The organism is Streptomyces sp. CA-251387, from assembly GCF_050936625.1.
Taxonomy (GTDB): domain Bacteria; phylum Actinomycetota; class Actinomycetes; order Streptomycetales; family Streptomycetaceae; genus Streptomyces.
This window is the reverse complement of record NZ_JBNJMJ010000001.1, coordinates 8,639,426-8,665,196: the sequence shown is the minus strand read 5'-3', so window position 1 is coordinate 8,665,196 and position 25,771 is coordinate 8,639,426. Positions and strand designations below refer to the sequence as shown.

Here is a 25,771-nt window from a genome sequence, read left to right as displayed (position 1 = left end):
CATGGCCGGCATCGCCGCATCCGACGCCGACGTCGTGGCCCTGCTCATGCGCCAGCACGGCGACATCCGCAATCTGTTCGACGAGGTGGAGAAGACCACCGGGGATGAGCGGCGGGCCGCTTTCCGCCGCCTCGTCCGCCTGCTCGCCGTGCACGAGACGGCCGAGGAGGAGGTGGTCCATCCCTTCACCCGCCGGACAGGGCCGGGCGGCGAGAAGGTGGTCGAGGAACGGCTGCGTGAGGAACGCGAGGCCAAGGAGCTGTTGTCCCGCCTGGACGGGATGGACACCGACGACCCGCAGTTCCTTCCCGAGCTCCAGGTGCTGCGCCTCGATGTGATGCGGCACGCCCGGGCCGAGGAGCGTTACGAGTTCAACCACATCCGCCGCCATGCGGACAAGGCCCGCCTGGCCTCCATGGCCACGGCGCTGCGTGCCGCGGAGGCCATGGCCCCGACCCACCCGCACCCCGGCACCGAGTCCGCGGCGAAGAACCTGACCCTGGGCCCCCTCGCCGCCCTCGTCGACCGCACCCGGGACACCGTACGTAAGGCCATGGGCAAGGACGGATAGTCGACCCAACCCGTCACGGTGAACCATGAACGCAAACGACAGCACCCTCCTGGCCCGGTGTCCGTGGCGCTCAGGTGACAAACGGCCCGGTGGTGCTCCAACGTGCCGGGGCAGGGGATTCGCCGTGTTCCAGTCGGCGGGGACCTCTTCCTGGACGTTGGGCTGAGGGGGCCGCCGACTCCCCCGATGGGCAGCGGAGCTGGGGAGGGAGCTACTGCGGCACTGCACCGACGACCGTGGTTACGCGGAGTTCTTCGTCGACGATCACCTGGGCTGCAGTGAGCATCGACCACGACACCAGCGGTAGGCCCGGCAAGGTGGGCGCTACGCCGAGAACGGTCTGGTGGACTGAGCGACGAAGTCCTCGACATCACCATCAAGACAGTCCGCTGCTCGCCGGAGGCCAAGGGCTTCGTCGTGCTCCCGCGCAGGCGGGCAGTGGAACGGCCCTGCTCGTGGATCATGAGGGCCCGCCGGCACTGCCACGACCGCGAACGCCTGCCCGAGATGAGCGAGTCCCTGATCACGTGGGCTGCCACCACCCTGATGACCCGACGGCTGGCCCGCCGAACGGCTCGTCCCACCGAACGTCGTGAGGTCGCCCGCGGTTAGGTGCTGCCGCAAGCCGCCTGACAGTAGATGTCTTTCATCCTCCTAGGACGCGGGTAGGTCCTCGGGCCGTGACCGGCCGAGGCTGTCTAGTGCCAGTGGTGCAGCAGCAGGCGTGGGGCGTGCCGGGTGAGCCAGGCGCCGGCCAGGCCGATGGCCGCGCCGGTGGCTACGTCGCTGGGGTAGTGGGCGCCGCTTTGCACCCGCTCCACGGCGATCATGGTGGCCGGGACCGCGCACAGGGCGCCGGCCGCCGGCCATGAGGGGGCGACGGCGGCGGTGAAGGCCACGGCCGCGGCGGTGTGCCCGGAGGGGAAGGAGGAGGAGTCGGGGCGGTCGTCGACCTCGTCGTGCGGGACCCATTCCTTGGGTGGCCGGGAGCGGTGGGTCAGCTGTTTGCACACGCCGTTGGAGGCCAGCTGCGCCACCACCAGGGCCGTCAGGCCGGCGGCCGCGGCCTTGCGCCCACGCCATCCGCCCATGCCGGCCATGACCGTCGCGGCTGCGCACCACAGTTTGGTGCTCTCGGCGGCCTCCTCCACCGCCGACAGCGCGGTGGCGATGAGCGGTGGAATGCCGGCGGCAGCCCGCTTCGTCAGCCGCCGGTCAGCATCACGAACCCCTGCCAGCAACCCCATGCACAGCAGGTACCCCAGTTACCGTCGTGCATCCAAGATCCAGTGTGCGCGGTCAGGGCTTGTCCAGGCGGCGCCGGTCCTGCTCGTCCCACTTACGGGTGTCGCCCGGCTGGGTGCAGGGCTCGGCCTCGGGGGGATGGCCGCCGGCGATGGCCCGCTGCCGGGTGGTCTCCGCGTCGAATTCCAGGCCCAGCAGGATGGCCAGGTTGGTGATCCACGGCCAGACCAGGAAGACGATGACGCCGGCCATCGTGCCGCACGTCTTGTTCCGGGAGGCGAAGTTGGCGACGTAGAGCGCGAATCCTGCGGAGGCGATCATCCAGATCAGCAGGGCCAGGAAGCTGCCCCGGGGTGATCCACCGAAATCCCTTCACCCGGGCGTTGGGCGTCGCCCAGTACAGGATCGCGATCATGACGGTGACCAGTACGACCAGGACGGGCCACTTGGCGATCGACCACACCGTCACCGCCGTGTCCCCGGCCCCGAGGACCTTTCCGTCTGGCGGGCCAGGCCGCAGGTGAACACCACGATGAGCGCGCTGATCGTGGCCAGCACCATGAGCACGACGGTCACCCCGACCCGCACGGGCAGGACCTTCCACACCGGCCGGCCCTCGGGCATGTCGTACACGGCGTTCGCGGCGCGGATGAACGCCGCCACGTAGCCGGATGCGCACCACACCGCCAGCACCAGGCCAGCGATCGCCATGATCGACCCGATACCGGCATTGCCCTGCAACTGCTCCACGGCCCGGGTGATGATGCTGCGGGCGGAGCCAGGGGCGAGCTGCTGGATGTTGTCCAGCACCTTGTCGGTGGTCGACCTGCCGGTCAGGCCCAGCAAAGAGACCAGTGCCAGCAGCGCCGGGAACAGCGCCAGCACGCCGTAGTAGGTCAGTGCCCCACGACCCCTTGGGCAGCTTGGTCGGCGCGTCCGGCGCCCTGCGCTCGACCTATGGTCCGGGCCCCGCCTCGGCCGACGCCGGCGCCTCCCCACTGGTGTGGTGACTTTTTCGCCCTGGAAGATGCAGGTCATGCGCGCCGGGTATCCCTCTCGCACCGCTTGACGAGGCCGCCTCGCCGGGTGAGCTGCGCGCGCGTGCCGAACGAGGGCAGCAGTTGGGCAGGCCGCATCCATGTCCCGGTCCGCGGTGCGGCGATCGGTGGACGGCCGGCCCTCGCCATGGATGAGGCGCAGACGGTGGCCACGCGCATGGCGGGCTGCCTGCGGCGCGTTGAACAGGCGGTCCTCCAGCCCCGCGAGGTCTGCTCCACCGACGCAGCCTCGCGAGGCGGAAGGACCGTGAGGGCCAGTGTCTGAAGTCCTGGTCGCTCTTGGTGCGGTGGTCGGTGATGGTTTCCGGCTGGGGGAACGATGCCTGTAAGCGGTATGCAGGGTGGGCGTCTTGGGCAGGCGTTCGATATGCGACCTCCCCAGCGCCAGGTTCGGTACGGCCGCGATCCACGTGAGAGCAGCCAGGCATCGGTGAGTGCGGGTGAGGACGGCCTAGCGCCGGAGGAGGCCGTGGAGCTGTTGCATGAGAAGGAGCAGCTCAAGCAGGCGATGGAGAGCCGGCCGGTCATCGACATGGCCCGCGGGGTGCTGATGGCGGGCTTTGCCTGTCAGCCGGAGGACGCCTGGGAGATCCTGGTGACCGTCTCCCAGCATGCCAACGTCAAGCTGAGAGAAGTCGCCGAGGCGGTCACGGTGGCCGCGACCGGCAAGCCGATGCCGGCCGCGTTGCAGGAGCATCTGGCGACGGCCGTGCAGGCTTGGCAGGCCGGAGGGGAGCGCGGTGCGTCCGGGTAGCCGCAACGTGCCTGCCGGGACGGGCCGTCACGGCCCTCCAACAGCACCAAAGTCGGGCCGGAATCGGCGAGCCTCCAGCGCCGGCAACGACCCAACCGCCGGACAGCGCCCCGTCCGCTGGGCGTCCGACCAAGCCGCTCGCTGCAGGCCGGGCCGCAGCAGACACCAGCCCGCCCCGTCACCCTCGGCCGCCCTGCCAGGCCAGACCCGCCACGAGATCACCTCGGCACCGTGGAGAAACCAAGCATCCGCCGAGCCCGTCCAGCACCCGGCTGATTGTGGGTACTCGCATGCCCGGCAGACGCCCGGCCGACCGCCATGGCGCGGCCGGCCCGTGCGAACGAAGCAGACGGGAGGTGAGCACCGTGTCGCACACGCAGCACTACGCCGGCCCCGGCAAGGACACCCGCGGCTCCGGCACGGAGCCGGTGAGTGAGCTGGTGCAGCGGGCCTCGCAGCAGCTGACGGACCTGGTGCGAGGGGAGCTGAAGCTGGCCCAGGTGGAGATGAAGGAGAAGGGCAAGCGCTACGGCAAGGGCGGCGGTCTGTTCGGCGGTGCCGGCCTGGTCGGCTTCCTGATGCTGCAGGCTCTGGTGGCCACGGCGATCGCCGCGCTGGCGGTGCCCCTGCCGGTGTGGGCCGCGGCGCTGATCGTGACCGCGGCGCTGGGTGTGATCGCCGTGGTGATGGCCCTGACGGGGAAGAAGCAGGTCGACCAGGCCGGACCCCCCACACCCGAGCAGACCGTCGACAGCGTCAAGGCCGACGTGGCCGAGATCAAGGGGAGTGCACAGCGATGACCCAGCCGCACAACGAACAGGATGAGCAGACTCCCTCCACTCCGGAGGAACTGCGCGAGCAGGTCGAACAGACCCGCGAAGAACTCGGGGAGACGGTCCAGGCGTTGGCGGGCAGGACAGACGTCAAGGCGCGCGCCCGCGAGAAGGCCACCGAGGCCCGGCACCAGGCCACCGTCAAGGCCGGCCAATTGAAGACCAAGGCAGCCGACGTCGCACACCAGGTGCAGGACAGGCTGCCCGACCCGGTGAAGGACAAGGCGGCCCACGCCGCCGAACAGGCCCGCACCAGGGCCACCCAGGCCGGTCACCTCCTGCAGGAGAAGGCACCCGAACCGGTGCGGCACACGGCAGCCCAGGGAGCGCAGGCAGCACGGGACAACCGCTCCCTGCTGCTGGCCGCGGCAGCGGGCGCCGTCATGGTGTGGCTGGCGTGCCGCCGCCGCAAGGAGTGAGCCGATGAAGGCCTCGAAAATCGCCTACAAGCCAGTCGGTCTGGCCCTGGGAGCCGTCAGCGGCATGCTCGCCGGAGCACTGTTCAAACAGGCATGGAAGATCCTCGGCCACGAAGAGGATGCCCCCGACGCCACCGACGAGGAGCGCACCTGGAACGAGGTTCTGCTCGCCGCCACCCTGCAAGGCGCGATCTTCGCAGCAGTCAAAGCCGCCGTCGACCGCGTCGGCGCCACCACCACCCGCAGCCTGACCGGCACCTGGCCTGGCTGAGTGCCCCTTTGAACCGAGCCTCACCCGTTCCGTTCGGCTGTGAAGTGGAGACCGAGGAGCGTCGGCGGGGACGTCCGATGCCTGCGCATGAGCGTGCTCGAGGTGGGACTGGAGCGCGTCGAAGCCACCGTCTGGAGGGCTTGGAGGCAGACTCCGGGATTGCGGCGTGGAGTGCCCGGAGCCTGTCCACCGGCCAGTACCGGAGAGGAAGCGGCCTGCGCCAGGACGGGAGAGCAGAACGCGAGGCCGCGGCATTTCCGATCATGCCCGCTCCTGCCAGATGGTGATGAGGATCTCCGGTATTCCTCATCGCCCATCAAACGGGAGTCGGGGGCAATGGCTACCGACGCCGTGGATCGCCAGGGCCGCCGATGGGCGGAAGTCGGCCGGCACGCTGTGATGGAAGCCGGGGTCGTTCAGCTTCATGGCCATGGCGTACTTGAAGTCGATGCGGCAGCGGACTGCCTCGGCGGCCTGCCGGTCCGACAGACCGTAAGAACTGCAGGACACAGACGGTGGCCAGTTGAGCAGGGACCAGGACGCCCGTCACGCGGGTATCAGTCGGCGAAGTCCTCGTCGCACGACAGCCCATCCAGTCGGTCACGCACGCGGGCGAAGGGAATAGTCCGGGAACCCGATCTGACGGAGTGCCCAGGCCGTGAGAGCACGTCATGCGGACAACGGGGAGGCATCTCGGTAGGAGTGATGTCAAGCCACGCGGCACGCTGGCCGTCTGGTGGTGCCAGTGCCTCGCGGCACCGCACGTTGTGAGCGGCGCCGCGTCCACCGGTCGTCAACGAGCCAGCGCCTCAGCCAGGGGTTATCGCCGCACGGCGTTGATCAGCGGTGGTGTCGGGCGAACCGTCCGGTTCAGCGAGACGGCGGTTCCACCAGCCGGGGCGGGCTGCCGCGATCGCCTTCAGCCGGCGGTGTTCCGCATGCTGGGCGGCGACGAGGAGGGGCACCAGCGGAGGAGTCAGCAGCGGCAGGCGTCGCGGAGCGGAGTCGTTCTCCAGGAGCAGGGCTGCCACGGCCGCGGTACCGGAGACATAGAGGATCGGGTTGTAGTACGGCATGAGCCCCGGGCCGAGCCTTGGAGACCTCCTGGGACGCCTCTGACGTTCCAGACGTCCTGCCCCGCCTCCAGCAGGCGTCGTCGCGCTGGGCGGTGACGTGGGGTACCCCTCGCCGGCGTCGCTCGAGCCCATCTGCTCGGCCAGCCGACCCAGTAGCTGTTCCGTCTCGCGGCACTCCTTCGCGGACAGCTCGAAGTACGGGGTGCCCTTGAACTCCTCGGCAGCGTCCGCGCTCGCGCGCAGAACGGTGCGGGTCGCCTCGATGATCGCCATCGTCGTCGGCGCGTCGTATCCCGTCTGGCGGGCCAGGATCCGGGCCGCGACCGTACACAGGTCGGCACAGTCGTTGTCCAGGCGCACGCACTTGATGGACATCACGATCCTCTCCGGGTCCTGCTCAGCGGCAGCCGCGTCGGCGCAGGTGAGGCAGACGCCGGCGCGTGTGCCGGGCCCGGGCGGCGTGGGCGAGGTAGGGCGAGGTAGGGCGACACGGCCGGGGTTCTCTCCGCGCACCGGCGCTTACCGGGACGCCGACTGCTGCCCAACCGGGTGGGTGAAGGCGGTCGTACCGGGTACCCGGCAGGGCATGATCAAGCGCGCGCTGTGGCAGGGACTGCTCGCCGGTACCGCCGGAGGCGTCGTGATGACCCTCGGCGAGAAGATGGAGCAGGCCGTCACCGGCCGACCCGACTCCCATGTGCCCGCACAGGTCCTGCAGCGGCTGACCGGTCTGCCCGAACGACTCAGCCCCCAGCCGCTGCCGCTCAATTGGGGCATGCACTACGGCCAGGCCGCCCTCCTCGGGGTGCTCCGGTCGGTCATGGCCCAGGCCGGACTGCGCGGACCGGTCGCGTCCGCCAAGTTCGCCGTCGTCCGCCTCACCAACGACCAGATCCTGGAGAACGCGACCGGCGTCGGCGCCCCACCGCAGACCTGGCCCCGCAAGGAACTCGTCGTGGACCTGCTGCACAAAGCTGTTTACGCCTTTGCCACTGGTGCCGTCGCCGACGCCCTGGCCGCCCGAGGCGGCCCGGGCCCCGGACAGCACCACGCCGCTGCTCGCCCCGGCCGCCACGCCCACGTCGGCCCCCTGCCCCGCAGGCACGCCTACGGCGCGTGAATCCAGCGGCCCGAGTGACGGGGGTTCAGAGTGCTACTGGCCGAGTCGGGATCGTGATGCGGCCGGGATGCGCTGCCCCTGGTCGGACAACTGCCTCAGGTGCTGTCAGAGGATGAAGCGGGCCTTCTCTCGCTGGGCAGCCACATCGTCGGCCGGGGTCGCCGTTCCCCCGCGTTGCGGATGCGGGGAGATGACCCGCGGCGCCTCGTCGGTGACCGGGGTCGGTAGGCCGAGGCGGGGGAAATCCCGCCAGGTGTACGCGCAACCAGAAGCGGTCGCAACCAGAAGCGGTCGTCAGAACGAGATCCGCGGTCAGCCCCCGCAGCAGCCTCCGCCGCATCGGACGCCGCGGCGGGCTGCCAGTGCCGTTTGGACTCACGTAACGCCTTCGGGCAGTCTCGGCCCGCGGGGCGGAGGTAAAACACATATCGGGGCCACATTGTGACGGAGCCGCACGTTCACCGGCGGCCGCTCCTGACGTCCCCCGTACTGCGCGCGGGGGAAGAACGCAGCCAGGCGGCGATCCATCCGGTCTGCATCGCGGCATCGAGGAGGTACGTCGGCCGGATCCGCCCCTTGGGTACGTAGACCAGATCGACGGCCAGCAGGGTCAGGGCGGTGCCCAGCCCGATGCTGCGGGCGTGTACCGGGCCCCGCGCGTCCCCGGCCGCCGCGAGCTGGGCGGCGCCGGCGGAGGCAAGCAGCCCGCCCGTTGTCATCTGCAGCCACACGTCGGTCTTCGGACCGAAGACCCACTCGAAGCTGCGCAGGTGCAGCAGGGGCCACAGTCCGCCCAAGATGTTGAAGGCACCGTGCGCGACCGCGAGCGTGTGGGCAGGCCCTCGCACTCCGGTTCTGTCCAAGGGACATCCCTCCGTGGGTTCCGGCCGGGTACCCCTGCCAGGCGTCCTCATTCCGGGCCGAGTTCGACGGTCGTCGTGACCCGGGTGGCGGAGGGGTTCCTCGGCGCCGAACCGAACCCGAAGCGCACGGGCGGCTCGACCGGTGCCATCGCCCCGAGGTCCGCGCCCTCGTAGGCGGCCGAGACGGCACGGATCGGCAGCAGGTCCCGGGCGCCGTACCACTCCCGGCGGCCCCGGCCGGCGCTGCCGCGAGTGCGCACGCCGGACAGCAGCAGGCGGGCGGGCCGGTCCGTCAGCGCGCTCCATGCCGGACGGCGGGCGAGCGGGCCGGGAACGGCCCGCAGCGCACAGCCCAGAAGCCGCCGTCGGCCGGTGGTGAAGCGCAGGTCGAGTGGTCCGGCGGTGACGGTCCAGGTGTCGTCCGTGACGCTCACCTCGACCGGGACGACACGGACCGTGTCGAAGACGTAGGTGCTGCTGACGAAGTCCGCCGTCTCCCGTGTGGGGGCCAGCAGCAGCCTGTTCCCGTCGGCCCGCTCCAGCATCAGGTCACTGAACGCTCCGAAGGGGGAGCGCTGCCAATGACCCAGCACGATCCGTGTGCCGGAGGAAGTGCCCATGCCCGCGATCCAGCCGTCGAAGCGCACCCGCGGGCATCGCCTGAGGGCGTTGGACATGCGGCGAGGAGAGTCAAGGAGGCTGGGAGGCGCTCTCCTGGGCGCACGGCCTGGAGGGCCCGAGCCGTACATGCCTGACTCCTTCCGAGAAGTGCACCAGGGGCTCACCGAGGGGGGCTTCCCGCAGGCCCGCCGCGGCGGTCAGCGTCTCCTCCAGCACGTCGACGCCGGCGGCGGCCAGCGGCCACGGCTCGTGCTCGACGGGCGTCTCCCAGATCATGCCGAGACTGCGGGTGTACGCCCGCCAGCGCGAGGTCAACCAGGCGTCTCGCTCGGTCGGCTCGATCGGGTCGCCGGCGCGTACGACCACGCGGTAGGAGGCGTCACCCATCCATCGGGAACCGGAGTACGAGACCGTGTTCCCGTCCGTCGACACGCGGAGGGTGCCCGGGTTGTACGGTGCGCCGACGGCACGGGCCGCCACCATCGGGGGGAAGGCGACCTCGATGGACAGGAACCAGAGCCCGTCCCGGCCGTCACGGTGGCGGACGTACGTGCGCAGATTGGTCTCAGCGAACGTCGGCAGGCCGGGCAGCGAGGCGGGGACGCCGGGTGGTCGCACATCCGCCATGACGAAGGGGGTGAGCCCCACCCACGCAGCCCCCTCGTACTCGTCCACGACCAGGCTCCCCGGCAGGAGCGCCTGGACCGCCTCCGGCCGGAACGGCCAGTGGACGAACGTCTGCGTCAGCCAGCCCGCCCGCAACGCCGGCAGGCGCACCCGCTGCTCTGCACCGTATGCCACCACGGGCGTCGGGTCCCCCGCGCACGATCGAGGGAAACCACCGGGTCGGGCACGGCGGCGGGACCGGCTTGCCGCCCCGGCCGGAAGCCTCGGGGCCTCCCCCTCTCGGCCGGTCCTCCGACGGTCGCGCGTCGTCCGGGCGGTCACATCGGTGGAACTCGTCGTCATCGATGCGCAGTCAATGCGCGATCACTGTGCGAGTTCCCCCATGGACACCCCTACCGCCCCAGGAGGCAGACAGCGGCATTGATGCCCGCCGAGCCGACCACCACCACGCAGGCCACGGCGGCGTGGGTCCTGAGCAGGTCACGCCGCAGCTGTCGGTAGCGCGTCTCGTACTGCTCGCGCAGCTCGTCGATGTGGCAGACCAGGGTTAGCCGGGTGTGACGGAGGCGCTGTTGGATGTAGTGGTGGGTCACCTCCTGGGCTTGTGCGGTGGTCAACCACGGCATTGCCGAGCGCAGCGTCTCCGCTTCGCGGCGTGCCTCGAGGTAGTGGGTGCGGGCCTTGAGGTAGCCCTCGGCTTCGCCGACGAGGGCCAGTCCCTCGTCGGCGTGCGCACGGCTCCGGCGGCCGTTGATCATGACCGTTCGCCCTTGTGGCCCTCGGCCTCCAGCACATCGCGCCGCCCGGTGTTCTCCGCCTGGTCCAACTGTGCGATGTCCGGGTGGTGCAGATCGAAGGCCGGGGACTCGGAGCGGACGCGGGGCAGGGTGACGAAGTTGTGCCGCGGCGGCGGGCATGACGTCGCCCACTCGAGCGAACGGCCGTACCCCCAGGGGTCGTCGACCTCGACCTTCTTGCCGGTTTTCGCGGTCTTCCACACGTTGTAGAGGAACGGCAGGGTCGACAGGCCCAGCAGGAACGCGCCGATCGACGAGATCGTGTTCAGCCAGGTGAACCCGTCGGCGGCCAGGTAGTCGGCGTAGCGGCGGGGCATGCCCTCCGCGCCGAGCCAGTGCTGGACCAGGAACGTCATGTGGAAGCCGACGAACAGCGTCCAGAAGTGGACCTTCTCCACTCGTTCGTCGAGCATGGTGCCGGTCATCTTCGGCCACCAGAAGCTGAAGCCGGCGAACATCGCGAAGACGATCGTGCCGAACAGCACGTAGTGGAAGTGTGCGACGACGAAGTAGGTGTCGGTGACGTGCCAGTCCAGCGGCGGGGAGCCGAGGATGACGCCGGTCAGACCGCCGAAGAGGAAGGTGACCAGGAATCCCGCCGCCCACAGCATGGGGGGCTCGAAGGACAGGGAGCCCTTCCACATCGTGCCGATCCAGTTGAAGAACTTCACCCCGGTCGGCACGGCGATCAGATATGTCATGAAGGAGAAGAACGGCAGCAGCACCGCCCCAGTGGCGAACATGTGGTGCGCCCACACCACGACCGACAGACCGGTGATCGCCATCGTCGCGCCGACCAGCCCCATGTAACCGAAGATCGGCGTTCGCGAGAAAACGGGGATGACCTCGGTGATCACGCCGAAGAACGGCAGGGCGAGGATGTAGACCTCGGGGTGGCCGAAGAACCAGAACAGGTGCTGCCACAGGATCGCTCCGCCGTTCTCCGGGTCGAAGATGTGCGCGCCGAACTTGCGGTCCGCCTCCAGCGCGAAGAGGGCGGCCGCCAGGACCGGGAAGGCCAGCAGGACCAGGACCGAGGTGAGCAGCACGTTCCACGTGAAGATGGGCAACCGGAACATGGTCATGCCGGGGGCACGCATGCAGATGATCGTGGTGATGAAGTTGACGGCGCCGAGGATCGTGCCGAACCCGGCCAGCGCCAGGCCCATGATCCACAGGTCACCGCCCAGCTGAGTGGTGCGCTCGCCGCCGCTCAGGGGCGTGTAGGCGGTCCAGCCGAAGTCGGCGGCACCCTCGGGGGTCATGAAGCTGCTGAGCACGATCAGGCCGCCGAACAGGAACAGCCAGTAGGAGAACATGTTGAGCCGCGGGAAGGCGACGTCCGGGGAACCGATCTGCAAGGGCATGATCGCGTTGGCGAATCCGGCGAATGTCGGCGTCGCGAACAGCAGCAGCATGATCGTGCCGTGCAACGTGAACGCCTGGTTGTACTGCTCGCTGGAGAGGATCTGCAGCCCCGGCCTGGCCAGCTCCGCGCGGATCGCCATCGCGAGGGCGCCGCCGATCAGGAAGAACACGAACGACGTGATCAGGTAGAGGTGCCCGATCTTCTTGTGGTCGGTCGTGGTGATCCAGGTGATGATCACCTGGCCCTTGCCGCGGCGTTCCACCGCCGGCACCGGTGAGACTGGCTCAGTCACATGTGTCGCCATCAGCGTCCTTAGTCATTAACCGAAATACAGCGGTTCCGGCAGCAGTTGGGCGCCCTCAGCTCTCTCCGACGGGCAGCGCGTAACCCGTTGCATGGAACCTAGTCCTGCTGTATTGACCGTCGCTGGACACAGAAGGACGGTATGAAGCCAAATGGCAGGTTTTTCTATCCATCCGAGTGCATTGCCGGGGTTGTTGATTCACGGGTGGACGCCGCTTCCGCCGGCCGCTTTGCATGCCGACGGCTCTGGGGGTACGCCGTCGGCGTCGGCGCCCACCTCCTCATCGGGGAGCCCTCCTCGCCTGTCGGCCGTATGCCGGAGGGCAAGGCCGCGGACCAGCGCAGCACGACGGGAACGACACCCGACGACGTGTTCGTGGGCCGGGTCGCCGGTGACGATCCCGGCTACCTGGCGACGGGTACCGACAAGCGCGCCGAACCGGATGACGAGCCCGGCGGTGACGGCCGGGCGTCCGGGTGAGACGCCTCGCCCGGCTCAGGGGAGGTAGTAGGTCTGCCGCAGGAACGCGGCCATGTCCCGCAGGGCCTGGGTGTAGCCCGCCTTGTAGCGCGCGTCCGTGTCGGTGCGCCCGCTTTCGGCCTCCGCCCACTGGTCGAGGTGCAGGGCGATGTCGAGGTGGTTGCGATAGAGCGTGCCGTGTTCGCCGTCGAGCGCCGCTCGTGCGCGCTCCTCGTCCCAGTACTCCAGCTCGCCGGTGTCGAAATCCAGCAGTTCCGTATCAGGCCGCTGCACGGTTTCCTCCTGCGGAATCGGCCCCGTCCCTCCTACGTACCCGTCGTCGGCTCCCGGTCGCGTCTGATGACCGGCTTCTGGTCGACGGACCTCCGGTCGACGGACAGGAAGTAGCGCCGCTTCTCCTTCGGCAGGGCGCCCAGCCGGTCGTAGAACCTGATCGCATCGCCGTTCCAGGGCGGGGTCTGCCACTGCACCTGGCTGAGGTCGAGCGCGCGCGCTTCGGCCAGCACGGCCTCCACCAGCATCGGGCCCACTCCGCGCCCCCGGTGGCCGTCCCTCAGGAAGAGGCAGTCCATGTGGAGGTACTCCGCACCGTCCCAGGTGGACAACTCCGGCGCGCACGAGGCATACCCGATGATCTCGTCACCGAGCTCGGCGACGAAGCAGCGCAGCCGAGGAGCCTCCGGACCGAACAGCAGTGACGCCAACCGCTGGGACAGGCCGGCAGCCGGCGGCGCGGCCCCCTCGTAGGCGGCGTGCTCCGCCGCCGGCTGGGCGACGTGCAGCAGATCGGCGGGACCGCCGCACCAGCACTGTCCCTGGCCCCTTCATCACACCTCGCCTTCCAGCGTGTCGTCACGCCATGCGGCCAGCCGCTCCGCGAGCAGACCGTCCGCGTCCAGCACATGCCGACTGAACGCGTCCCGCTCGTGGGCCAGTACCGCCGCTTCCCACACGCACGGAGCGAGACCCGACCGGCCGGGCCGCAGTGCGCCGGCATCGCCGGCCGGGCCCGCGAAGACCGCGAGATCGGACATGTAGCCCTCGATCCACGGTGAACCAGCACGTAGTGACCGTCTCCACCGGCATGCACCAGCAGCACGGCAAGCCCCAGGGAGCCCCGCAGATAAGCCGACGACAGATGGTCTGCCGCGATGCGCAACGCCACCTGAACGTCCTTGTCCGCCACGGTCCGCCCGGGCGCCTCGATCGCATAGGGCTTCACCAGGTGGCCGGCGACCTCCACGCCGCTCAACGGACGGACCGTCCGCGCCTGGTGGCCATCGCTCAGGGCGAGCAAGCCTCGCCGGCGATCAGAAGCGAGAGACGGTATGGACGGAGTTCCCGTCAGGATTACCCATGCGATCATGGTGCCGGGTGAATCCGGCCCCGTCGGCCGTTTGCGGTTTGCGCAGGTGGGGACCCGGCTGCGCATGACCACGACGCCACGCCGTCGGATGCGGCAGAACCGGGTCCTGTGGCTGCTGGACCGCGTAGCACGAGACCCCCGGGCCGACGCCGCGATCGACGCGATCGGCCGGGGCGTGCGGACCCTGCCGCTCGGGCGCGCCCGGGACGCGCTGCACGGCAGGTGGCTAGGCCACCCCGTGCATCCGCTGATGGTGCAGGTGCCGATCGGCAGCTGGCTGTCCGCGGCCCTGCTCGATCTGCGTCCCGGCCGTTCCCGTGAAGCGCAAGTGCTCATCGGCGTCGGCTTGAGCGCCGCCGCCCCCGCGGCCCTGGCAGGCTGGGTCGACTGGGCGGAACTGCACCGCCAGCAGCAACGCGTCGGCCTGGTGCACGCCCTGAGCAACGTGACAGCCGTCGCCCTGTACGCCACCTCACTCGGCTACCGCCTCAGGGGACGGCACGCGGCCGGCCGAGCCTACGGTCTGCTCGGGCTGACGGCAGTCGCGGTCGGCGGCACGCTGGGCGGTCACCTGGCCTACCGCCAGGCATCCGGCGCCAACCACGCCGAGGAAGTCCCTCACGTGGTCACGGAGGGCTGGCACCGGATCGGGACCGTGGACGAGTTCCCGGCCGGGCGGCCCGTGCGGCGCAGCGTGGACGACGTACCGGTCCTGGTGGTGCGCGAGACCGGCGGCACCCTCCACGCACTGGCCGACCGTTGCAGCCACCTCGCCGGTCCGCTGTCCGAGGGGAGCGTCGCCGACGGGTGCGTCCAGTGCCCCTGGCACGGCAGCGTCTTCCGCCTCTCCGACGGCTGGAACGTACGCGGTCCCGCCACCGCTCCCCAGCCCGCCTTCGACACCCGGATCACCGACGGCCACGTCGAGATACGGCTGCGCCGGCACAACCGGGCCGAGGACACGGACAACAGCCGCGAGACGGAGCGGCGATCGGGCACGGTGGAGGAGCGTGCGACCCATGGATCCCCTGGACAGCACGGCTGACACCACGACTGACGCGATGGGTGACATCACGCCCGACGCCACGCCGGACAACCCCCTGGCACGACGTCTGCGCGAGCTGGCCCGGCGCACCGGACGGCGGTACTCCGCAGGGCACGATCGGCCGCTGGGCGGCTATCTCGCGGCAATGACGGTATTCGGGGCGTACACGGCGGCCTGGGCGACGGCCGTACGGCTGCGCGGACGCCCCCTGCCGGACCGGCCCCAGCCCTGGGACGTCGTCCTGACCTCCGTCGCCACCTTCCGGCTCAGCAGGCTGCTGAGCAAGGCGTCCGTCACCAGTCCGCTGCGCGCGCCGTTCACCCGGTACGTCGGCCCACAAGGCCCCGCAGAGCTGCACGAGGAGGCCGAGGCGGAGGACGGCAGGGACACCGTCGGCGAGCTGGTGACGTGCCCGTTCTGCACAAGCGTGTGGGTGGTGTCCACGCTGACCGCCGGGCAGATGCTGTGGCCGCGGGCGACACGCACCGCCATGGGAGCACTCGCGGCACTGGCCGGCGCGGACGCGCTGCAACTGGCGTACGGCGGGCTGATGAGCCGGACCACCGGGGGCGACTGACCGGGGCCGCCACCGGACCCGCCGGGCCCGCGCCCTGCGGAACAGCCGCCGATTGTCCGCGCGCAGAAAGTCGTGACCCTCGTTGCGCAGGGTCAGCAACTCGGCGTGAACGCCCCGTTCCCGTGCTGCCCGTACGAACTGCTGAGACTCCCATCGGTGACAGGGCCCTCAGCAACTCGCGGTCGCGCTCCGGGTAGCCGTATTTGTGCGCCGCCGATTCCGCGATCAGGGTGTAGGCGACACCGACGATCAGGTTGTCGACCGCCGACACCGAAAGGTTGTTGAACCGCACTATCCACGGGGGAGGCCGCCAGATGTACGCCACTGAGCAGAGCCAGTGTCTCGATGGCCTGGGCCCAGGGGTGCTGGCGGCGCGCTCCGCCATCTCACTCATGACGATTGCGCATGTGGATGATGTCGGGATGGGTTTCCATCGACAACCTCGGAGAGGCGGTCCCTCCCCCTACGTCCGAAAGCTCAGCCGGACTGGTGCCGCCCACGAGACCGGACACGACCGGCGCTGCTGACAGACCGCGGTGACACCGGAAACGTGTGGAATCTCCACAAGGCGGCAGTGTGAGCGACGCCGTCCCTCCGCAACGCCTGACTCGACCGCCAGCCAGGTCAGCATCGGTCCGGACACCACCGAACCTGCAAACGCCTTCGCAAGCCCCGAAGCTGGGAAAAGAGTCCCCCCCCACCCGAACCTGACGAGGCGTCAGAAAAGTCAGCATTAGGTCAGCAAGAGTCCTGCCACACCCGCCCACAGACAGCCAAACCGTGAAATCGCCAACCGCACCGGCCTGAGCCAGCCGGCCGCTCGGACGCCTCCCGCCAAGCAGGTGGAAGACAGTGAGAATTACCCGACCACCTTCCGCCCTGCGCCCACCAACGCTGACACGTATCCGCAGGTCAGCGCACCCTTCCCCGCGGCTTCAACGGCACCGGTGGCAGCTCCGGTGCGGGCAGTGGAGCCCCGTCGTACCCCTTCACTTCCCCGAACCGGGAGCCTTCCATCCAGTCTTGACGGGCCTGTACGATCTCTTCCTGAGATCGCCCGATCCAGTTCCAGAACATGATCAGCTCCTCCTCGAACGGCTCACCCCCGAGGAGCATCAGGCCCGCGTCCGACTCCGCGCGCAGCGGCAGTTCGGTGCGGCCACAGCCGAGGTAGAGCATCGATCCGGGCAGTACCGGCACGCCGTCCACACGGGCCTCGCCGGACATGGACAGGACGGCGTACTCGAAATCGGGTTCGAGGGGGAGGCGTACGTCGGCTCCGCGCGCGAGAGCCAAGTCGGCGCCGACGATCGGGGTGTACGCCGTCCCGGGTGAGGTCGCTCCGTCGAGGTCGCCGAGGATCAGCGTGGCGTGCAGGCCCGGTGCCGTGACGACCGGCAGTTCGGCGTGGTGCTCGAACCTCGGGTCCGTGTGGCGGTGGCCGTCCGGGAGGGCTACCCACAGCTGGGCCCCGTGCAGGAAGCGGGCGTGGGACTTCGGGCTTTCCTCTGAGTGGCTGATCGCCCGGCCGGAAGTCATCAGGCCCAACTCGCGCGGGCGGATCATCTGGAGGCTGCCCGTCGAGTCACGGTGCAGCACCTCGCCCTCGTGCAGCCAGCTCACCGTCTGCAGCCCCATGTGCGGGTGCGGCGGCACCTGCATGCCGGGCTCGTCGGCGATGTCGTCGGGGCCGTAGTGATCGACGAAGCACCAGGCTCCGACCATGCGCCGGCCCAGGTTGGGCAGCAGTCGACGGACTTCGCTGGACTCGCCGAGCTTGACGTGGCGAGGGCTGAGAAGTTCGCGTACAGGCTCCGCCACGACGAAACCTCGGCCGCCGCAGATGGCGGGCACCGCCTCGCGATCAAGATTGCTCATGGCGCCCAAACTAGCCCCGCGGGGGTCGCCGCGTCAGTCCGTCATCCGGGCCTGTCTCGATGCAGTCCAGAAAATAGTAGCCATGGATATAGTAGCCATGTACTGTATCCACCATGAGCAAGGGTTCCGAGAACGTCTCGCCGGGTTTCCTGGTGTGGCGCCTGTCCACGAAGTGGCGGGTCGCGGTCGACCGGGCTGTGACCCCGCTGGGGCTCACCCATGCGCAGTACGCGCTGGTGGCCTCGCTGTACGGCCTGCAGCGCCGCGGAGAGCGCCCCAGTCAGCGGCGCCTCGCCGACCACACCGGGCTCGAACCGCTGTACGTCTCCAAGCTGGCCCGATCCCTGGAGACCGCCGGCCTCCTCGAACGCACCCGGGATCCCCGCGACCCGCGCGCGGTGCAGCTGGCACTGACCGAGCAGGGCCGTGAGCGGACCCTGCAGGCCATCAAGGTCGTCCAGGGACTCCTGCAGCAGCTGCTGTCCCCGCTCGGCGGCCTGGACAGCACCCGCACCCGGGAGTTCACCCGCGACCTCGCGACCCTGCTCGACGCACCTCTCGACCCTCTTGCCGCCGACCGTGAGCCCGACAAGGAGCAGCCATGACCACCACCACTCCCCCGCTCAACCCCCGAGTCATAGCCCTGGCCCACTATGCGAGCCGAGCGCTTCTCGAGAACGTGCTGACCCGCCACGGCGCGACCTTCCAGCAGTCCGTCACCCTCCGGCTCGTCGCCGTCGCCGACGAACCGGTCGAGAGGGAGCGCCTCGTCGACGGTGTGGTCGGTGCGCTCAAGATCGACGCCGCGGAGGCGCACTCCGTGGTCGACGAGCTGATCGCCGCAGGGCTGCTGGCCCCTGAGGGGCCGTCTCGGGTGCGGATCACGGCCGCCGGGCGGGAGCAGTACGACACGACTTCCGCCGCGACCGCCCCCATCACCGCCCGGATCTACGCCGGCATCCCGACGGAGGAGCTGGCCGCCGCCGGGCGAGTGCTGACCCTCATCACCGAGCGGGCCAACACCGAGCTCGCCGCCATGACCAAGTAGCGGCCGCACAGAGCGGCAAGGCAGCAGCAAGAAGTAGTGGAATATTGAACCACCACGCTCCGTTGACAGCGCCGAAGGAGGTCACGAGTGGACACGACGTACTACGACCACGGAACACCGGCCGAGCGCTGGGAGCGCGCGCAGATGTTCTTCGACGCCAAGGACTACGCCGCCGCCGCACGCGTCCTCGGCCGGCTGGTCGAGGAGGTGCCGGAGCAGACCGGACCGCGGCTGCTGCTGGCGCGCGCCTACTACCACTCGGCCCAACTGCGCCGTGCGGAGACGGAGTTGCGCGTCATCGTCGAACGCGACCCGGTCGAGCACTACGCCCGGCTGATGCTGGGCCGCACCCTGCAGCGGCAGGGACGGCACGAGGAGGCGGAGCCGCATATGCGCCTCGCCTCGGCGCTGGCGGGCGACTTCGAGCAGCTCTGAGCAGTGCCTGGGGCCCGGTTCCCCCCGAAACCGGGCCCCAAGTCTCTTCACTGTCCGCGTAGTTGGACGCCCCCTAAGTGAACGTCCCCCTACTCGACGTCGGCGGGCGTCCGCTTCCCCCGCCGATGGGCGATCTCGCCCAGGACCACGTCCACGACGATGAACACGGCCAGCGAGATGCCGAGGAGCGGTACGAAGTAGCCGAGCACGGCGACGACCGCCACCAGCGGGACCAGGATCTGCGGGGGCACCTGCTGCCAGGCGCCGCGTGGCAGGGGCCGGCCGAAGGCGGAGCCGCGGCCGCGCTGCCACCACATGCGGTAACCCCACACGATCAGCAGGATCAGCGACAGCGCGAGCAGCATCAGGGCGATCTGGTTCACCAGGCCGAAGAGGACGCCCGTGTGCAGGTCGATGCCCCAGCGGGTCAGCTTGGCCAGCACCGGGTAGTCGGCGAACCGCAGCACATCGGTGACCTCACCGGTCGCCGGGTCGATCGCGACCGAGTCCTGCTTCGTCGGCCAGCTGCGCTGCACTTGCTTCACCACGTACGCGGAGGAGTCGTCGGCGGGCGGCACGATCTCCACGGGATCGCCCAAACCCTCGGATCGCGCGGCCGCCAGGACCTTGTCGAGGCCGACGCCGTGCTCGCCGCTGCCCCCGGTGCCCGCGGCGGCGCCGTGACCTCCGTGGTCGCCGCCCGCCGAGGCCGACACGGCCGGAGTGGCCTGGCCGAGGGAGGTGCGCAGTTCGTCGATGTTGGCACCGGCGTACGCCGACCAGGTCAGGCCGGTCGCCGAGAGGAAGAAGAACCCGGCCGCGGCCCAGACGCCGACGGTGCCGTGCAGGCCGAGCGTGCGGCGCCGCCCGCTGGTGCCGCGGACCTTGCGCAGGGCGCGGCGGCGGGAGAACCACAGCACCAGGCCGCCGCCCGCGATGACCCACAGCCAGCTGGCCGCCAGCTCGCTGTAGAGGCGGCCGGTTTCACCGAGGTGCAGATCGCGGTGGAACTCGTCGATCCAGGTGCGCAGCGGCAACGCACCGGTCGAGCCGTACTGTTCGAGGGCGCCGCGTACCTCGGCGGTGTACGGGTCGACGAACACGGCCAGCGTGTGGTCGGCGCCGACGCCCTTGACGCCGGACAGCAGCACCCTGGTGGACGCGTCGTCCTCCGGAGAGGGCCGGATCGCCGAGACCGTGCCCTCGGGGTGGGCCTTGCGTGCGGCGGCGACCTGCTGGGATATCGGCAGCTTCTCGTCACCGACCGGGACGGTCATCTCATGGGCGTACACGAACTTCTCGGCCTGGAAGGCCCCGGCGTACAGAAAGCCGGTGGCCGCGGCGACGAGCAGGAACGGCGCGACGAGCACTCCGGCGTAGAAGTGCAGACGCAGGATCAGCGGGCGCAGCGGCGCCCATCCGCCGCGGGGCGGTGACGCCGGGGCGTCGGGTTGCGACGCCTCCTCCGTGGTGGTCGAGGGAGCGGTGGACATCGACGGCATCTCCGGGGCGTGGGACGGGCGGTGGGGACGTTTCTCTTGCTGCTGTAGCGGTCCAGTAGTCGGATGAAAGGTCCGTCGAGTTCCAGACTCGTTAAGTGGCGTAGGTCACAAAGGAGTCGGTGGCTCCCCTGGACGCCATGGCATGCTGGCGCGATGGCAACTCCGAGCGATCGCGGACCCCTGGCCGAGCAGGTCGAGCAACTCCTGGCGACCGACGGCCCCTTGACCATCGTGGCGGCCGGTGACCCGGTGCTACGGCGCCCCAGCGAGCGCTTCGAGGGCCAGCTGGCCCCCGCGTTGCTGGCCCGCTTCGTCGAGGCTCTCCGCATCACGATGCACGCGGCACCGGGCGTCGGCCTCGCGGCACCGCAGGTCGGCGTGCCGCTGCGGATCGCGGTGATCGAGGACCCGGCTCCGGTGCCGGAGGAGGTACGGCTGGCGCGCGGGCGGGTGCCGCAGCCGTTCCGGGTGCTGGTGAACCCGTCGTACGAGCCCGTCGGGACCGCCCGGGCCGCGTTCTTCGAGGGGTGTCTGAGCGTCCCGGGCTATCAGGCGGTGGTGGCGCGGCCCGCCGAGGTGCGGCTGACCTGCCAGGACGAGCACGGGCAGGCGGTCGACGAGGTGTTCACTGGGTGGCCCGCCCGTATCGTGCAGCACGAGACGGACCACCTCGACGGCATGCTCTACCTGGACCGGGCCGAGCTGCGCTCGCTGTCCTCGAACCAGGCGGTGGCCGAGCACTGGGCCCAGCCGTCCCCGGGCGAGGCGGCGAGGGCCCTGGGCTTCGAACTGCCGGACTGAGTACGGCCGTTGGGCCTACGTCAGTCGTCGTCGTATCTCAGCCGTGGTCGTCCGTCAGTTGTCGCGATACGACTCCAGCAACCGCAACCACACCTCACTGATCGTCGGATACGACGGAACCGCGTGCCACAGCCGGCTGATCGGCACCTGGCCGGCGACCGCGACCGTCGCCGAGTGGATGAGTTCGCCGACGCCGGGGCCGACGAAGGTGACGCCGAGGAGGATCTCGCGTTCCAGGTCGACGACCATGCGGGCCCGGCCGCGGTAGCCGTCGCCGTACAGCGACGCCCCCGCCACCGAGGCGAGGTCGTAGTCGACGGCGCGGACGCGGTGGCCGGCCTGTTCCGCTTCCGCCAGGGAGAGGCCCACGGCGGCGGCCTCGGGGTCGGTGAAGACGACCTGGGGGACGGCGGCGTGGTCGGCGGTGGCGGCGTGGGCGCCCCAGGGGTCGGATTCGAGGACGGAGACGCCGGAGGCGCGGGCGGCGATGGCGGCGCCCGCTATGCGGGCCTGGTACTTGCCCTGGTGGGTGAGGAGGGCGCGGTGGTTGACGTCGCCGACCGCGTACAGCCACTCGTTGCCGGCGACGCGCAGGCTGTCGTCGACCTGCAGCCAGGAACCGGGTTCCAGGCCGACCGTGTCCAGGCCGATGTCGTCGGTGCGCGGGGCGCGCCCGGTCGCGAAGAGGATCTCGTCGGCCTCGATGCGGTCGCCGCGGTCGGTGAGGACCACGACCCGGCCGTTCTCGCGGGTCACCGACTCGACCGAGGTCCCGGTGCGGACGTCGGCGCCGGCCTCGCTGAGCGCTTCGGCGACGAGTTCGCCGGCGAAGGGCTCCATGCGGTTGAGCAGGCCCTTGCCGCGGACGAGCAGCGTGACGCGAGTGCCGAGGGCCTGGTAGGCCGTGGCCATCTCGGTGGCGACCACTCCCCCGCCGACCACGACGAGCCGGCCGGGCACGCTCTGCGCGCCGGTGGCCTCGCGGCTGGTCCACGGCTTGACGTCGGCGAGGCCGGGCAGGTCGGGCAGGACGGCCCGGCTGCCGGTGCATACGGCGACCGCGTGCCGGGCGGTCAGCACGTGCCGTACGCCGTCGGGGCCGGTCACCTCCAGGGTGCGGGGGCCGGTGAGGCGGCCGTGGCCGCGGTAGAGGTCGGCACCGATGCCGCTCAGCCACCGCACCTGGCCGTCGTCGTGCCAGTTCGAGGTGTACTCGTTGCGCCGGGCGAGGACAGCGGCTGCGTCGAGGGGGCCCTGCACGGACTGGCTGAGGCCGGGCAGGCGGCGGGCGTCGGCCTGGGCGATGGCCGGGCGCAGCAGCGCCTTGCTGGGCATGCACGCCCAGTACGAGCACTCGCCGCCGACCAGCTCGCTCTCCACGACCGCGGTGGAGAGGCCGGCCGCGCGGGTGCGGTCGGCCACGTTCTCCCCCACGGGCCCGGCCCCGAGCACCACGACGTCGTACGCGTTGGAATCCGTTTCCGTCATGGGGTCAGTCTTACGGGTGGTGTGCGGCGTGGCCACACGGGTACGCGCGCGGAAATACGACGGAATACGCGGCCGCACGGCCATGTTGTCGACGACGGCTTCGCCCCGATACCAGGAAGAGGGAATACGCCATGAGCAGCACCGTGGAGCTCACCAAGGAGAACTTCGACCAGACGGTCACGGACAACGAGTTCGTCCTGATCGACTTCTGGGCGTCCTGGTGCGGGCCGTGCCGTCAGTTCGCCCCGGTCTACGAGAAGGCGGCCGAGGACAACCCGGACCTTGTGTTCGGCAAGGTCGACACCGAGGCGCAGCCGGAGCTGGCTCAGGCCTTCGGTATCCAGTCGATCCCGACGTTGATGATCGTCCGTGACCGTGTCGCCGTGTTCGCGCAGCCGGGTGCCCTGCCCGAGGCCGCCCTGGCGGACGTCATCGGGCAGGCCCGGAAGCTCGACATGGACGAGGTCCGCCAGGCCGTGGCCGCTCAGCAGGCGCAGGCCGAGGAGAACGGCCAGTAGGACCCGATCCGGGCGAACGGCCGGGAGGACCGTGCTCTAGAAGGGGTACGCCGCCACGTCGCCGCGCACTGTCGTCCAGCGGACGTCGGTGAACGCCTCCAGGTTGGCCTCGCCGCCGAACCGGGCGCCGGTGCCGGAGGCGGCGATGCCGCCGAAGGGCGCGACGGCCTCGTCGTTCACGGTCTGGTCGTTGATGTGCACGATGCCGGTCGGGATGCGCTCGGCCAGGTCGAGGCCGCGGGCGGCGTCCCGGGTGACGATGCCGAGAGACAGGCCGTAGGAGCTGGCCGCGGCCAGGGCGGCGGCCTCGTCGGCGGTGGTGAAGGGGCGTACGGGCGCGACCGGGCCGAAGACCTCCTCGGTGTACGCGGGGGTCTGGTCGTCGACGCCGGCGAGCACGGTCGGCCGGTAGAAGAGCTGCTCGTGGGTGCCGCCCGCGGCCAGCTTGGCGCCCCGTGAGGCGCTGGCCTCCACCAGGCCGTGCACCTTGTCCAGCTGGCCGGCGTCGATGAGCGGGCCGAGGTGCACCTGGGTGCGGTGCGGGTCGCCGACGGCCAGGGAGTCGGCTTTGGCCGCGAGGCGCTCGACGTACTCGTCGTACAGGGACTGGTGGACGAGGTGCCGTCCGGTCGTCATGCAGATCTGGCCCTGGTGGAAGAAGGAGCCCCAGGCGGCGGTGGAGATCACCGCGTCGAGGTCGGCGTCCTCCATGACGATCAGGGCGGAGTTGCCTCCCAACTCCAGGTGGGCGCGCTTGAGATGACGTCCGGCGGCCTCGCCGACGGCCCGGCCCGCGGCCGTGGAGCCGGTGAAGGAGATGACGGGCACGCGCGGGTCGGCGACCAGCGCCTGGCCCACCTCCGGGCCGCCCGGCAGGACGTGCAGCAGTCCCTCGGGCAGACCGGCCTCCGCGAAGACGGCAGCGAGCGACAGTCCGCCGCACACCGCCGTGCGCGGGTCGGGCTTCAGCACGACCGCGTTGCCGAGCGCGAGCGCCGGGGCGACCGAGCGGATGGAGAGGATCAGCGGCGCGTTGAACGGGGAGATCACGCCGACGACGCCGACGGGGACGCGGCGCGTGTACGACAGCCGGGGCGCCTCGCTGGGGAGAACCTGCCCGGCCGGGCGGGAGGCGAGCGCGGCGGCCTCGTAGCACTCCTGGGCGGCCACGTGCAGCTCGAACTCGGCCTTGCCGGGGATCGAGCCCGACTCGCGGACGATCCACTCCCGCAGTTCCTCGGTGTGCGCGGCGAACAGGTCACCGGCCTTGCGCAGCACTGCGGCGCGCACGAAGTGCGGGGCACGGGCCCACTCGCTCTGGGCGGCGCGGGCGGCCTCGGCGGCCGTACCGACGTCCTGTGCGCCGGCCAGGGTGACGCTGCCGAGCGTGTCGCCGGTGGCGGGCTCGGTGACGGCGTACTCGTCTCCCGAGAGGGAGTGGGACTGCCAGGTCTTGGGGTCGAGCAACGGCATTGCGACTCTCCGTTCGATCACCGGCGGGACTCACACGGGGAGCGGTAGTCCCGAGTAGTTCGCCGCCAGTTCGGCGGCCGCGTGGCGGGATGCGGTGATCCGGCGCAGACGTGCCAGCTGCATCCGGTGGTCGAACGCATCACCGTCTGGTTGAACGTGCAACATCCTAGTCATGTCGTCCGAGAAACGGGTGGCCTGCCACACACGCTGAAGGCACAACTCCGAGTACCTGTCGAGCAGCTGTCCGCCCCCTGTGCGGTAGTGCTCGGCGAGGGCGCGGGCCAGGACCCGTACGTCCGACACCGCGAGGTTGAGGCCCTTGGCGCCGGTCGGCGGGACGATGTGGGCGGCGTCCCCGGCCAGCAGGAGCCGGCCGTGGCGCATCGGTTCGTGGACGTAACTGCGCATCGACGTCACGGACTTGGCGGTGATGGGCCCGCGCTGCAAGGTCCAGTCGGCGTCGATGGCGAAGCGGGCGGCGAGTTCGTCCCAGATACGGTCGTCGGGCCAGGCGGCGGGGTCGGTGCCGGTCGGCACCTGGAGGTAGAGGCGGGAGACGGCCGCTGAGCGCATGCTGTGCAGGGCGAAGCCGCGTTCGCCGCGCGCGTAGATCAACTCGTCGCCGGACGGCGGCACTTCGGCCAGGATGCCGAGCCAGGAGTACGGGTAGTCGTGCGCGTACGAGCGGCCGGCGCCGGCCGGGAAGGCGTCGCGGGAGATGCCGTGGAAGCCGTCGCAGCCGGCGACCCAGTCGCAGGTCAGCGTCTGCTCGCGGCCCTCGTGCAGGAACCGCACGACGGGCGTCTCGCTCTCCGGCTTCTCGACGGCGAGTGCCTCTGCCTCGAACAACAGCGGTGGCCCGTCGGCGAGTTGGAGGGCGACAAGGTCCTTCACGATCTCGGTCTGGGCGTAGATCGTCACCGTACGGCCGCCGGTCAGCGCCGGGAAGTCGATGTGGTGGCGCTCCCGGTCGAAGCGCAGCTCGATGCCCTGGTGCACCAGGCCCTCCGCGTCCAGGCGCTCGGCGGCGTCGGCCTCGCGCAACGCGTCGACCGTGCCTTGCTCCAGCATCCCGGCGCGCTGGCGCTGCTCGACGTACTCCCGCGTCCGGCTCTCCAGGACCACGCAGTCGATGCCCGCGCGGTGCAGGAAGCGGGCGAGCAGCAGACCGGCGGGGCCGCCGCCGATGATGCCGACCCTCGTGCGCATGCCACGCCTCCCTGGCCTAGGGG

The 25,771-nt window shown here is 70.5% G+C and carries 30 protein-coding genes and 3 pseudogenes; 14 read left to right on the top strand and 19 right to left on the bottom strand.

The window, feature by feature from the left end; translation table 11 throughout:
• Nucleotide 1: 1 nt before the first annotated feature.
• Nucleotides 2–571, top strand: a complete 570-nt coding sequence (locus ACQEV2_RS38625; RefSeq protein ID WP_433052689.1) for a hemerythrin domain-containing protein — start codon at nucleotides 2–4, stop codon at nucleotides 569–571.
• Between the two features lie 698 nt (nucleotides 572–1,269).
• On the opposite strand, the gene ACQEV2_RS38620 is transcribed toward ACQEV2_RS38625, so the two are convergent.
• Both ACQEV2_RS38620 and ACQEV2_RS38615 read right to left on the bottom strand, forming a co-directional pair.
• A complete protein-coding gene (locus tag ACQEV2_RS38620) occupies nucleotides 1,270–1,818 on the bottom strand; it encodes a phosphatase PAP2 family protein (RefSeq protein WP_433052686.1) in 549 nt (182 codons plus the stop codon).
• A 52-nt stretch (nucleotides 1,819–1,870) separates the two neighbouring features.
• Nucleotides 1,871–2,849, bottom strand: a pseudogene (locus ACQEV2_RS38615) (YihY/virulence factor BrkB family protein).
• A 494-nt stretch (nucleotides 2,850–3,343) separates the two neighbouring features.
• Here ACQEV2_RS38615 and ACQEV2_RS38610 point away from each other — a divergent pair.
• From ACQEV2_RS38610 to ACQEV2_RS38595, 4 genes are all read left to right on the top strand, one after another.
• Nucleotides 3,344–3,628, top strand: a complete 285-nt coding sequence (locus ACQEV2_RS38610; protein ID WP_433052683.1) for an ANTAR domain-containing protein — start codon at nucleotides 3,344–3,346, stop codon at nucleotides 3,626–3,628.
• A 428-nt stretch (nucleotides 3,629–4,056) separates the two neighbouring features.
• Nucleotides 4,057–4,428 (top strand): phage holin family protein, encoded by a 372-nt coding sequence (locus ACQEV2_RS38605; protein WP_433055115.1) that lies wholly within the window; start codon nucleotides 4,057–4,059, stop codon nucleotides 4,426–4,428.
• Nucleotides 4,425–4,880 carry a DUF3618 domain-containing protein gene (locus ACQEV2_RS38600; RefSeq protein WP_433052680.1) on the top strand — a complete coding sequence of 152 codons (456 nt, stop codon included), beginning with the start codon at nucleotides 4,425–4,427 and terminating at the stop codon, nucleotides 4,878–4,880. The genes ACQEV2_RS38605 and ACQEV2_RS38600 overlap by 4 nt, the downstream gene beginning before the upstream one ends.
• A gap of 4 nt (nucleotides 4,881–4,884) precedes the next feature.
• Complete coding sequence (locus tag ACQEV2_RS38595; protein WP_433052677.1) at nucleotides 4,885–5,151, top strand: DUF4235 domain-containing protein; 267 nt, start codon at nucleotides 4,885–4,887, stop codon at nucleotides 5,149–5,151.
• A 306-nt stretch (nucleotides 5,152–5,457) separates the two neighbouring features.
• On the opposite strand, the gene ACQEV2_RS38590 is transcribed toward ACQEV2_RS38595, so the two are convergent.
• On the bottom strand, nucleotides 5,458–5,661 hold the full coding sequence (locus tag ACQEV2_RS38590) for a transposase (protein WP_433052674.1): 204 nt from the start codon (nucleotides 5,659–5,661) through the stop codon (nucleotides 5,458–5,460).
• A 299-nt stretch (nucleotides 5,662–5,960) separates the two neighbouring features.
• A complete protein-coding gene (locus ACQEV2_RS38585) occupies nucleotides 5,961–6,605 on the bottom strand; it encodes a hypothetical protein (RefSeq protein ID WP_433052671.1) in 645 nt (214 codons plus the stop codon).
• Nucleotides 6,606–6,813: 208 nt separating this feature from the next.
• Between ACQEV2_RS38585 and ACQEV2_RS38580 the strand changes: the two genes are divergently transcribed.
• Nucleotides 6,814–7,347 (top strand): hypothetical protein, encoded by a 534-nt coding sequence (locus ACQEV2_RS38580; protein ID WP_433052668.1) that lies wholly within the window; start codon nucleotides 6,814–6,816, stop codon nucleotides 7,345–7,347.
• Between the two features lie 186 nt (nucleotides 7,348–7,533).
• On the opposite strand, the pseudogene ACQEV2_RS38575 reads toward ACQEV2_RS38580, so the two are convergent.
• The 6 genes and pseudogenes from ACQEV2_RS38575 to ctaD all read right to left on the bottom strand — a co-directional run.
• Nucleotides 7,534–7,726, bottom strand: a pseudogene (locus ACQEV2_RS38575) (cytochrome c oxidase subunit II); the annotation flags it as partial.
• Between the two features lie 79 nt (nucleotides 7,727–7,805).
• Nucleotides 7,806–8,210 carry a hypothetical protein gene (locus ACQEV2_RS38570; RefSeq protein ID WP_433052665.1) on the bottom strand — a complete coding sequence of 135 codons (405 nt, stop codon included), beginning with the start codon at nucleotides 8,208–8,210 and terminating at the stop codon, nucleotides 7,806–7,808.
• A gap of 47 nt (nucleotides 8,211–8,257) precedes the next feature.
• Complete coding sequence (locus tag ACQEV2_RS38565; RefSeq protein WP_433052662.1) at nucleotides 8,258–8,887, bottom strand: hypothetical protein; 630 nt, start codon at nucleotides 8,885–8,887, stop codon at nucleotides 8,258–8,260.
• Between the two features lie 13 nt (nucleotides 8,888–8,900).
• On the bottom strand, nucleotides 8,901–9,635 hold the full coding sequence (locus ACQEV2_RS38560; protein ID WP_433052659.1) for a YqjF family protein: 735 nt from the start codon (nucleotides 9,633–9,635) through the stop codon (nucleotides 8,901–8,903).
• A 215-nt stretch (nucleotides 9,636–9,850) separates the two neighbouring features.
• Nucleotides 9,851–10,216 carry a hypothetical protein gene (locus tag ACQEV2_RS38555; protein ID WP_433052657.1) on the bottom strand — a complete coding sequence of 122 codons (366 nt, stop codon included), beginning with the start codon at nucleotides 10,214–10,216 and terminating at the stop codon, nucleotides 9,851–9,853.
• The gene (ctaD, locus tag ACQEV2_RS38550; protein WP_433052654.1) at nucleotides 10,213–11,928 is read right to left on the bottom strand and encodes an aa3-type cytochrome oxidase subunit I; all 1,716 of its coding nucleotides are present in this window, start codon (nucleotides 11,926–11,928) and stop codon (nucleotides 10,213–10,215) included. The genes ACQEV2_RS38555 and ctaD overlap by 4 nt, the downstream gene beginning before the upstream one ends.
• 204 nt (nucleotides 11,929–12,132) lie before the next feature.
• On the opposite strand from ctaD, the gene ACQEV2_RS38545 reads away from it, so the two are divergent.
• Entirely contained in the window at nucleotides 12,133–12,408 is a 276-nt protein-coding gene (locus tag ACQEV2_RS38545; RefSeq protein WP_433052651.1) for a hypothetical protein, read from the top strand.
• A 15-nt stretch (nucleotides 12,409–12,423) separates the two neighbouring features.
• On the opposite strand, the gene ACQEV2_RS38540 is transcribed toward ACQEV2_RS38545, so the two are convergent.
• The 3 genes from ACQEV2_RS38540 to ACQEV2_RS38530 are packed head-to-tail and all read right to left on the bottom strand — an operon-like array spanning nucleotide 12,424 to nucleotide 13,442.
• Complete coding sequence (locus ACQEV2_RS38540; protein ID WP_433052648.1) at nucleotides 12,424–12,681, bottom strand: hypothetical protein; 258 nt, start codon at nucleotides 12,679–12,681, stop codon at nucleotides 12,424–12,426.
• A gap of 32 nt (nucleotides 12,682–12,713) precedes the next feature.
• Nucleotides 12,714–13,190, bottom strand: a complete 477-nt coding sequence (locus ACQEV2_RS38535; RefSeq protein ID WP_433055112.1) for an N-acetyltransferase family protein — start codon at nucleotides 13,188–13,190, stop codon at nucleotides 12,714–12,716.
• Between the two features lie 45 nt (nucleotides 13,191–13,235).
• A complete protein-coding gene (locus ACQEV2_RS38530) occupies nucleotides 13,236–13,442 on the bottom strand; it encodes a hypothetical protein (RefSeq protein ID WP_433052645.1) in 207 nt (68 codons plus the stop codon).
• Nucleotides 13,443–13,862: 420 nt separating this feature from the next.
• Between ACQEV2_RS38530 and ACQEV2_RS38525 the strand changes: the two genes are divergently transcribed.
• On the top strand, nucleotides 13,863–14,819 hold the full coding sequence (locus ACQEV2_RS38525) for a Rieske 2Fe-2S domain-containing protein (protein WP_433055109.1): 957 nt from the start codon (nucleotides 13,863–13,865) through the stop codon (nucleotides 14,817–14,819).
• 16 nt (nucleotides 14,820–14,835) lie between these two features.
• Nucleotides 14,836–15,396: a DUF1360 domain-containing protein gene (locus ACQEV2_RS38520; RefSeq protein ID WP_433055106.1), complete on the top strand. Its 561-nt coding sequence runs from the start codon at nucleotides 14,836–14,838 to the stop codon at nucleotides 15,394–15,396.
• 24 nt (nucleotides 15,397–15,420) lie between these two features.
• Here the strand turns inward: ACQEV2_RS38520 and ACQEV2_RS38515 are convergent.
• Nucleotides 15,421–15,622: pseudogene (locus ACQEV2_RS38515) on the bottom strand (alpha/beta hydrolase family protein); the annotation flags it as partial.
• A 686-nt stretch (nucleotides 15,623–16,308) separates the two neighbouring features.
• Complete coding sequence (locus ACQEV2_RS38510) at nucleotides 16,309–17,274, bottom strand: pirin family protein (protein WP_433052642.1); 966 nt, start codon at nucleotides 17,272–17,274, stop codon at nucleotides 16,309–16,311.
• Between the two features lie 113 nt (nucleotides 17,275–17,387).
• Between ACQEV2_RS38510 and ACQEV2_RS38505 the strand changes: the two genes are divergently transcribed.
• From ACQEV2_RS38505 to ACQEV2_RS38495, 3 genes are all read left to right on the top strand, one after another.
• Entirely contained in the window at nucleotides 17,388–17,879 is a 492-nt protein-coding gene (locus ACQEV2_RS38505) for a MarR family winged helix-turn-helix transcriptional regulator (protein ID WP_433052639.1), read from the top strand.
• Nucleotides 17,876–18,322 carry a MarR family transcriptional regulator gene (locus ACQEV2_RS38500; protein ID WP_433052636.1) on the top strand — a complete coding sequence of 149 codons (447 nt, stop codon included), beginning with the start codon at nucleotides 17,876–17,878 and terminating at the stop codon, nucleotides 18,320–18,322. The genes ACQEV2_RS38505 and ACQEV2_RS38500 overlap by 4 nt, the downstream gene beginning before the upstream one ends.
• 87 nt (nucleotides 18,323–18,409) lie before the next feature.
• Nucleotides 18,410–18,757, top strand: coding sequence for a tetratricopeptide repeat protein (locus tag ACQEV2_RS38495; protein WP_433052633.1), 348 nt, complete (start codon nucleotides 18,410–18,412; stop codon nucleotides 18,755–18,757).
• 89 nt (nucleotides 18,758–18,846) lie between these two features.
• Here ACQEV2_RS38495 and ACQEV2_RS38490 read toward each other — a convergent pair whose 3' ends face one another.
• Complete coding sequence (locus tag ACQEV2_RS38490; RefSeq protein ID WP_433052630.1) at nucleotides 18,847–20,250, bottom strand: PepSY-associated TM helix domain-containing protein; 1,404 nt, start codon at nucleotides 20,248–20,250, stop codon at nucleotides 18,847–18,849.
• Between the two features lie 162 nt (nucleotides 20,251–20,412).
• Here ACQEV2_RS38490 and ACQEV2_RS38485 point away from each other — a divergent pair, with 162 nt between their 5' ends.
• A complete protein-coding gene (locus tag ACQEV2_RS38485; RefSeq protein WP_433052627.1) occupies nucleotides 20,413–21,060 on the top strand; it encodes a peptide deformylase in 648 nt (215 codons plus the stop codon).
• Between the two features lie 54 nt (nucleotides 21,061–21,114).
• Here ACQEV2_RS38485 and ACQEV2_RS38480 read toward each other — a convergent pair whose 3' ends face one another.
• On the bottom strand, nucleotides 21,115–22,548 hold the full coding sequence (locus ACQEV2_RS38480; RefSeq protein ID WP_433052624.1) for a dihydrolipoyl dehydrogenase family protein: 1,434 nt from the start codon (nucleotides 22,546–22,548) through the stop codon (nucleotides 21,115–21,117).
• A 131-nt stretch (nucleotides 22,549–22,679) separates the two neighbouring features.
• Between ACQEV2_RS38480 and trxA the strand changes: the two genes are divergently transcribed.
• Entirely contained in the window at nucleotides 22,680–23,066 is a 387-nt protein-coding gene (gene trxA / locus ACQEV2_RS38475; protein WP_433052621.1) for a thioredoxin, read from the top strand.
• 36 nt (nucleotides 23,067–23,102) lie between these two features.
• Here trxA and ACQEV2_RS38470 read toward each other — a convergent pair whose 3' ends face one another.
• Together ACQEV2_RS38470 and ACQEV2_RS38465 are read right to left on the bottom strand one after the other, a co-directional pair.
• Entirely contained in the window at nucleotides 23,103–24,539 is a 1,437-nt protein-coding gene (locus ACQEV2_RS38470; RefSeq protein WP_433052618.1) for a benzaldehyde dehydrogenase, read from the bottom strand.
• A gap of 30 nt (nucleotides 24,540–24,569) precedes the next feature.
• Complete coding sequence (locus ACQEV2_RS38465; protein ID WP_433052615.1) at nucleotides 24,570–25,748, bottom strand: 4-hydroxybenzoate 3-monooxygenase; 1,179 nt, start codon at nucleotides 25,746–25,748, stop codon at nucleotides 24,570–24,572.
• Between the last annotated feature and the right edge of the window lie 23 nt (nucleotides 25,749–25,771).

Coding starts and splice junctions, on each gene's coding strand:
- ACQEV2_RS38625 (WP_433052689.1), top strand. CDS start 2: ATGGCCGGCATCGCCGCATCCGACGCCGACGTCGTGGCCCTGCTCATG.
- ACQEV2_RS38620 (WP_433052686.1), bottom strand. CDS start 1,818: ATGGGGTTGCTGGCAGGGGTTCGTGATGCTGACCGGCGGCTGACGAAG.
- ACQEV2_RS38600 (WP_433052680.1), top strand. CDS start 4,425: ATGACCCAGCCGCACAACGAACAGGATGAGCAGACTCCCTCCACTCCG.
- ACQEV2_RS38595 (WP_433052677.1), top strand. CDS start 4,885: ATGAAGGCCTCGAAAATCGCCTACAAGCCAGTCGGTCTGGCCCTGGGA.
- ACQEV2_RS38580 (WP_433052668.1), top strand. CDS start 6,814: ATGATCAAGCGCGCGCTGTGGCAGGGACTGCTCGCCGGTACCGCCGGA.
- ACQEV2_RS38565 (WP_433052662.1), bottom strand. CDS start 8,887: ATGTCCAACGCCCTCAGGCGATGCCCGCGGGTGCGCTTCGACGGCTGG.
- ACQEV2_RS38555 (WP_433052657.1), bottom strand. CDS start 10,216: ATGATCAACGGCCGCCGGAGCCGTGCGCACGCCGACGAGGGACTGGCC.
- ctaD (WP_433052654.1), bottom strand. CDS start 11,928: ATGGCGACACATGTGACTGAGCCAGTCTCACCGGTGCCGGCGGTGGAA.
- ACQEV2_RS38530 (WP_433052645.1), bottom strand. CDS start 13,442: ATGTCCGATCTCGCGGTCTTCGCGGGCCCGGCCGGCGATGCCGGCGCA.
- ACQEV2_RS38525 (WP_433055109.1), top strand. CDS start 13,863: ATGCGGCAGAACCGGGTCCTGTGGCTGCTGGACCGCGTAGCACGAGAC.
- ACQEV2_RS38520 (WP_433055106.1), top strand. CDS start 14,836: ATGGGTGACATCACGCCCGACGCCACGCCGGACAACCCCCTGGCACGA.
- ACQEV2_RS38510 (WP_433052642.1), bottom strand. CDS start 17,274: ATGAGCAATCTTGATCGCGAGGCGGTGCCCGCCATCTGCGGCGGCCGA.
- ACQEV2_RS38505 (WP_433052639.1), top strand. CDS start 17,388: ATGAGCAAGGGTTCCGAGAACGTCTCGCCGGGTTTCCTGGTGTGGCGC.
- ACQEV2_RS38500 (WP_433052636.1), top strand. CDS start 17,876: ATGACCACCACCACTCCCCCGCTCAACCCCCGAGTCATAGCCCTGGCC.
- ACQEV2_RS38490 (WP_433052630.1), bottom strand. CDS start 20,250: ATGTCCACCGCTCCCTCGACCACCACGGAGGAGGCGTCGCAACCCGAC.
- ACQEV2_RS38485 (WP_433052627.1), top strand. CDS start 20,413: ATGGCAACTCCGAGCGATCGCGGACCCCTGGCCGAGCAGGTCGAGCAA.
- ACQEV2_RS38480 (WP_433052624.1), bottom strand. CDS start 22,548: ATGACGGAAACGGATTCCAACGCGTACGACGTCGTGGTGCTCGGGGCC.
- trxA (WP_433052621.1), top strand. CDS start 22,680: ATGAGCAGCACCGTGGAGCTCACCAAGGAGAACTTCGACCAGACGGTC.
- ACQEV2_RS38470 (WP_433052618.1), bottom strand. CDS start 24,539: ATGCCGTTGCTCGACCCCAAGACCTGGCAGTCCCACTCCCTCTCGGGA.
- ACQEV2_RS38465 (WP_433052615.1), bottom strand. CDS start 25,748: ATGCGCACGAGGGTCGGCATCATCGGCGGCGGCCCCGCCGGTCTGCTG.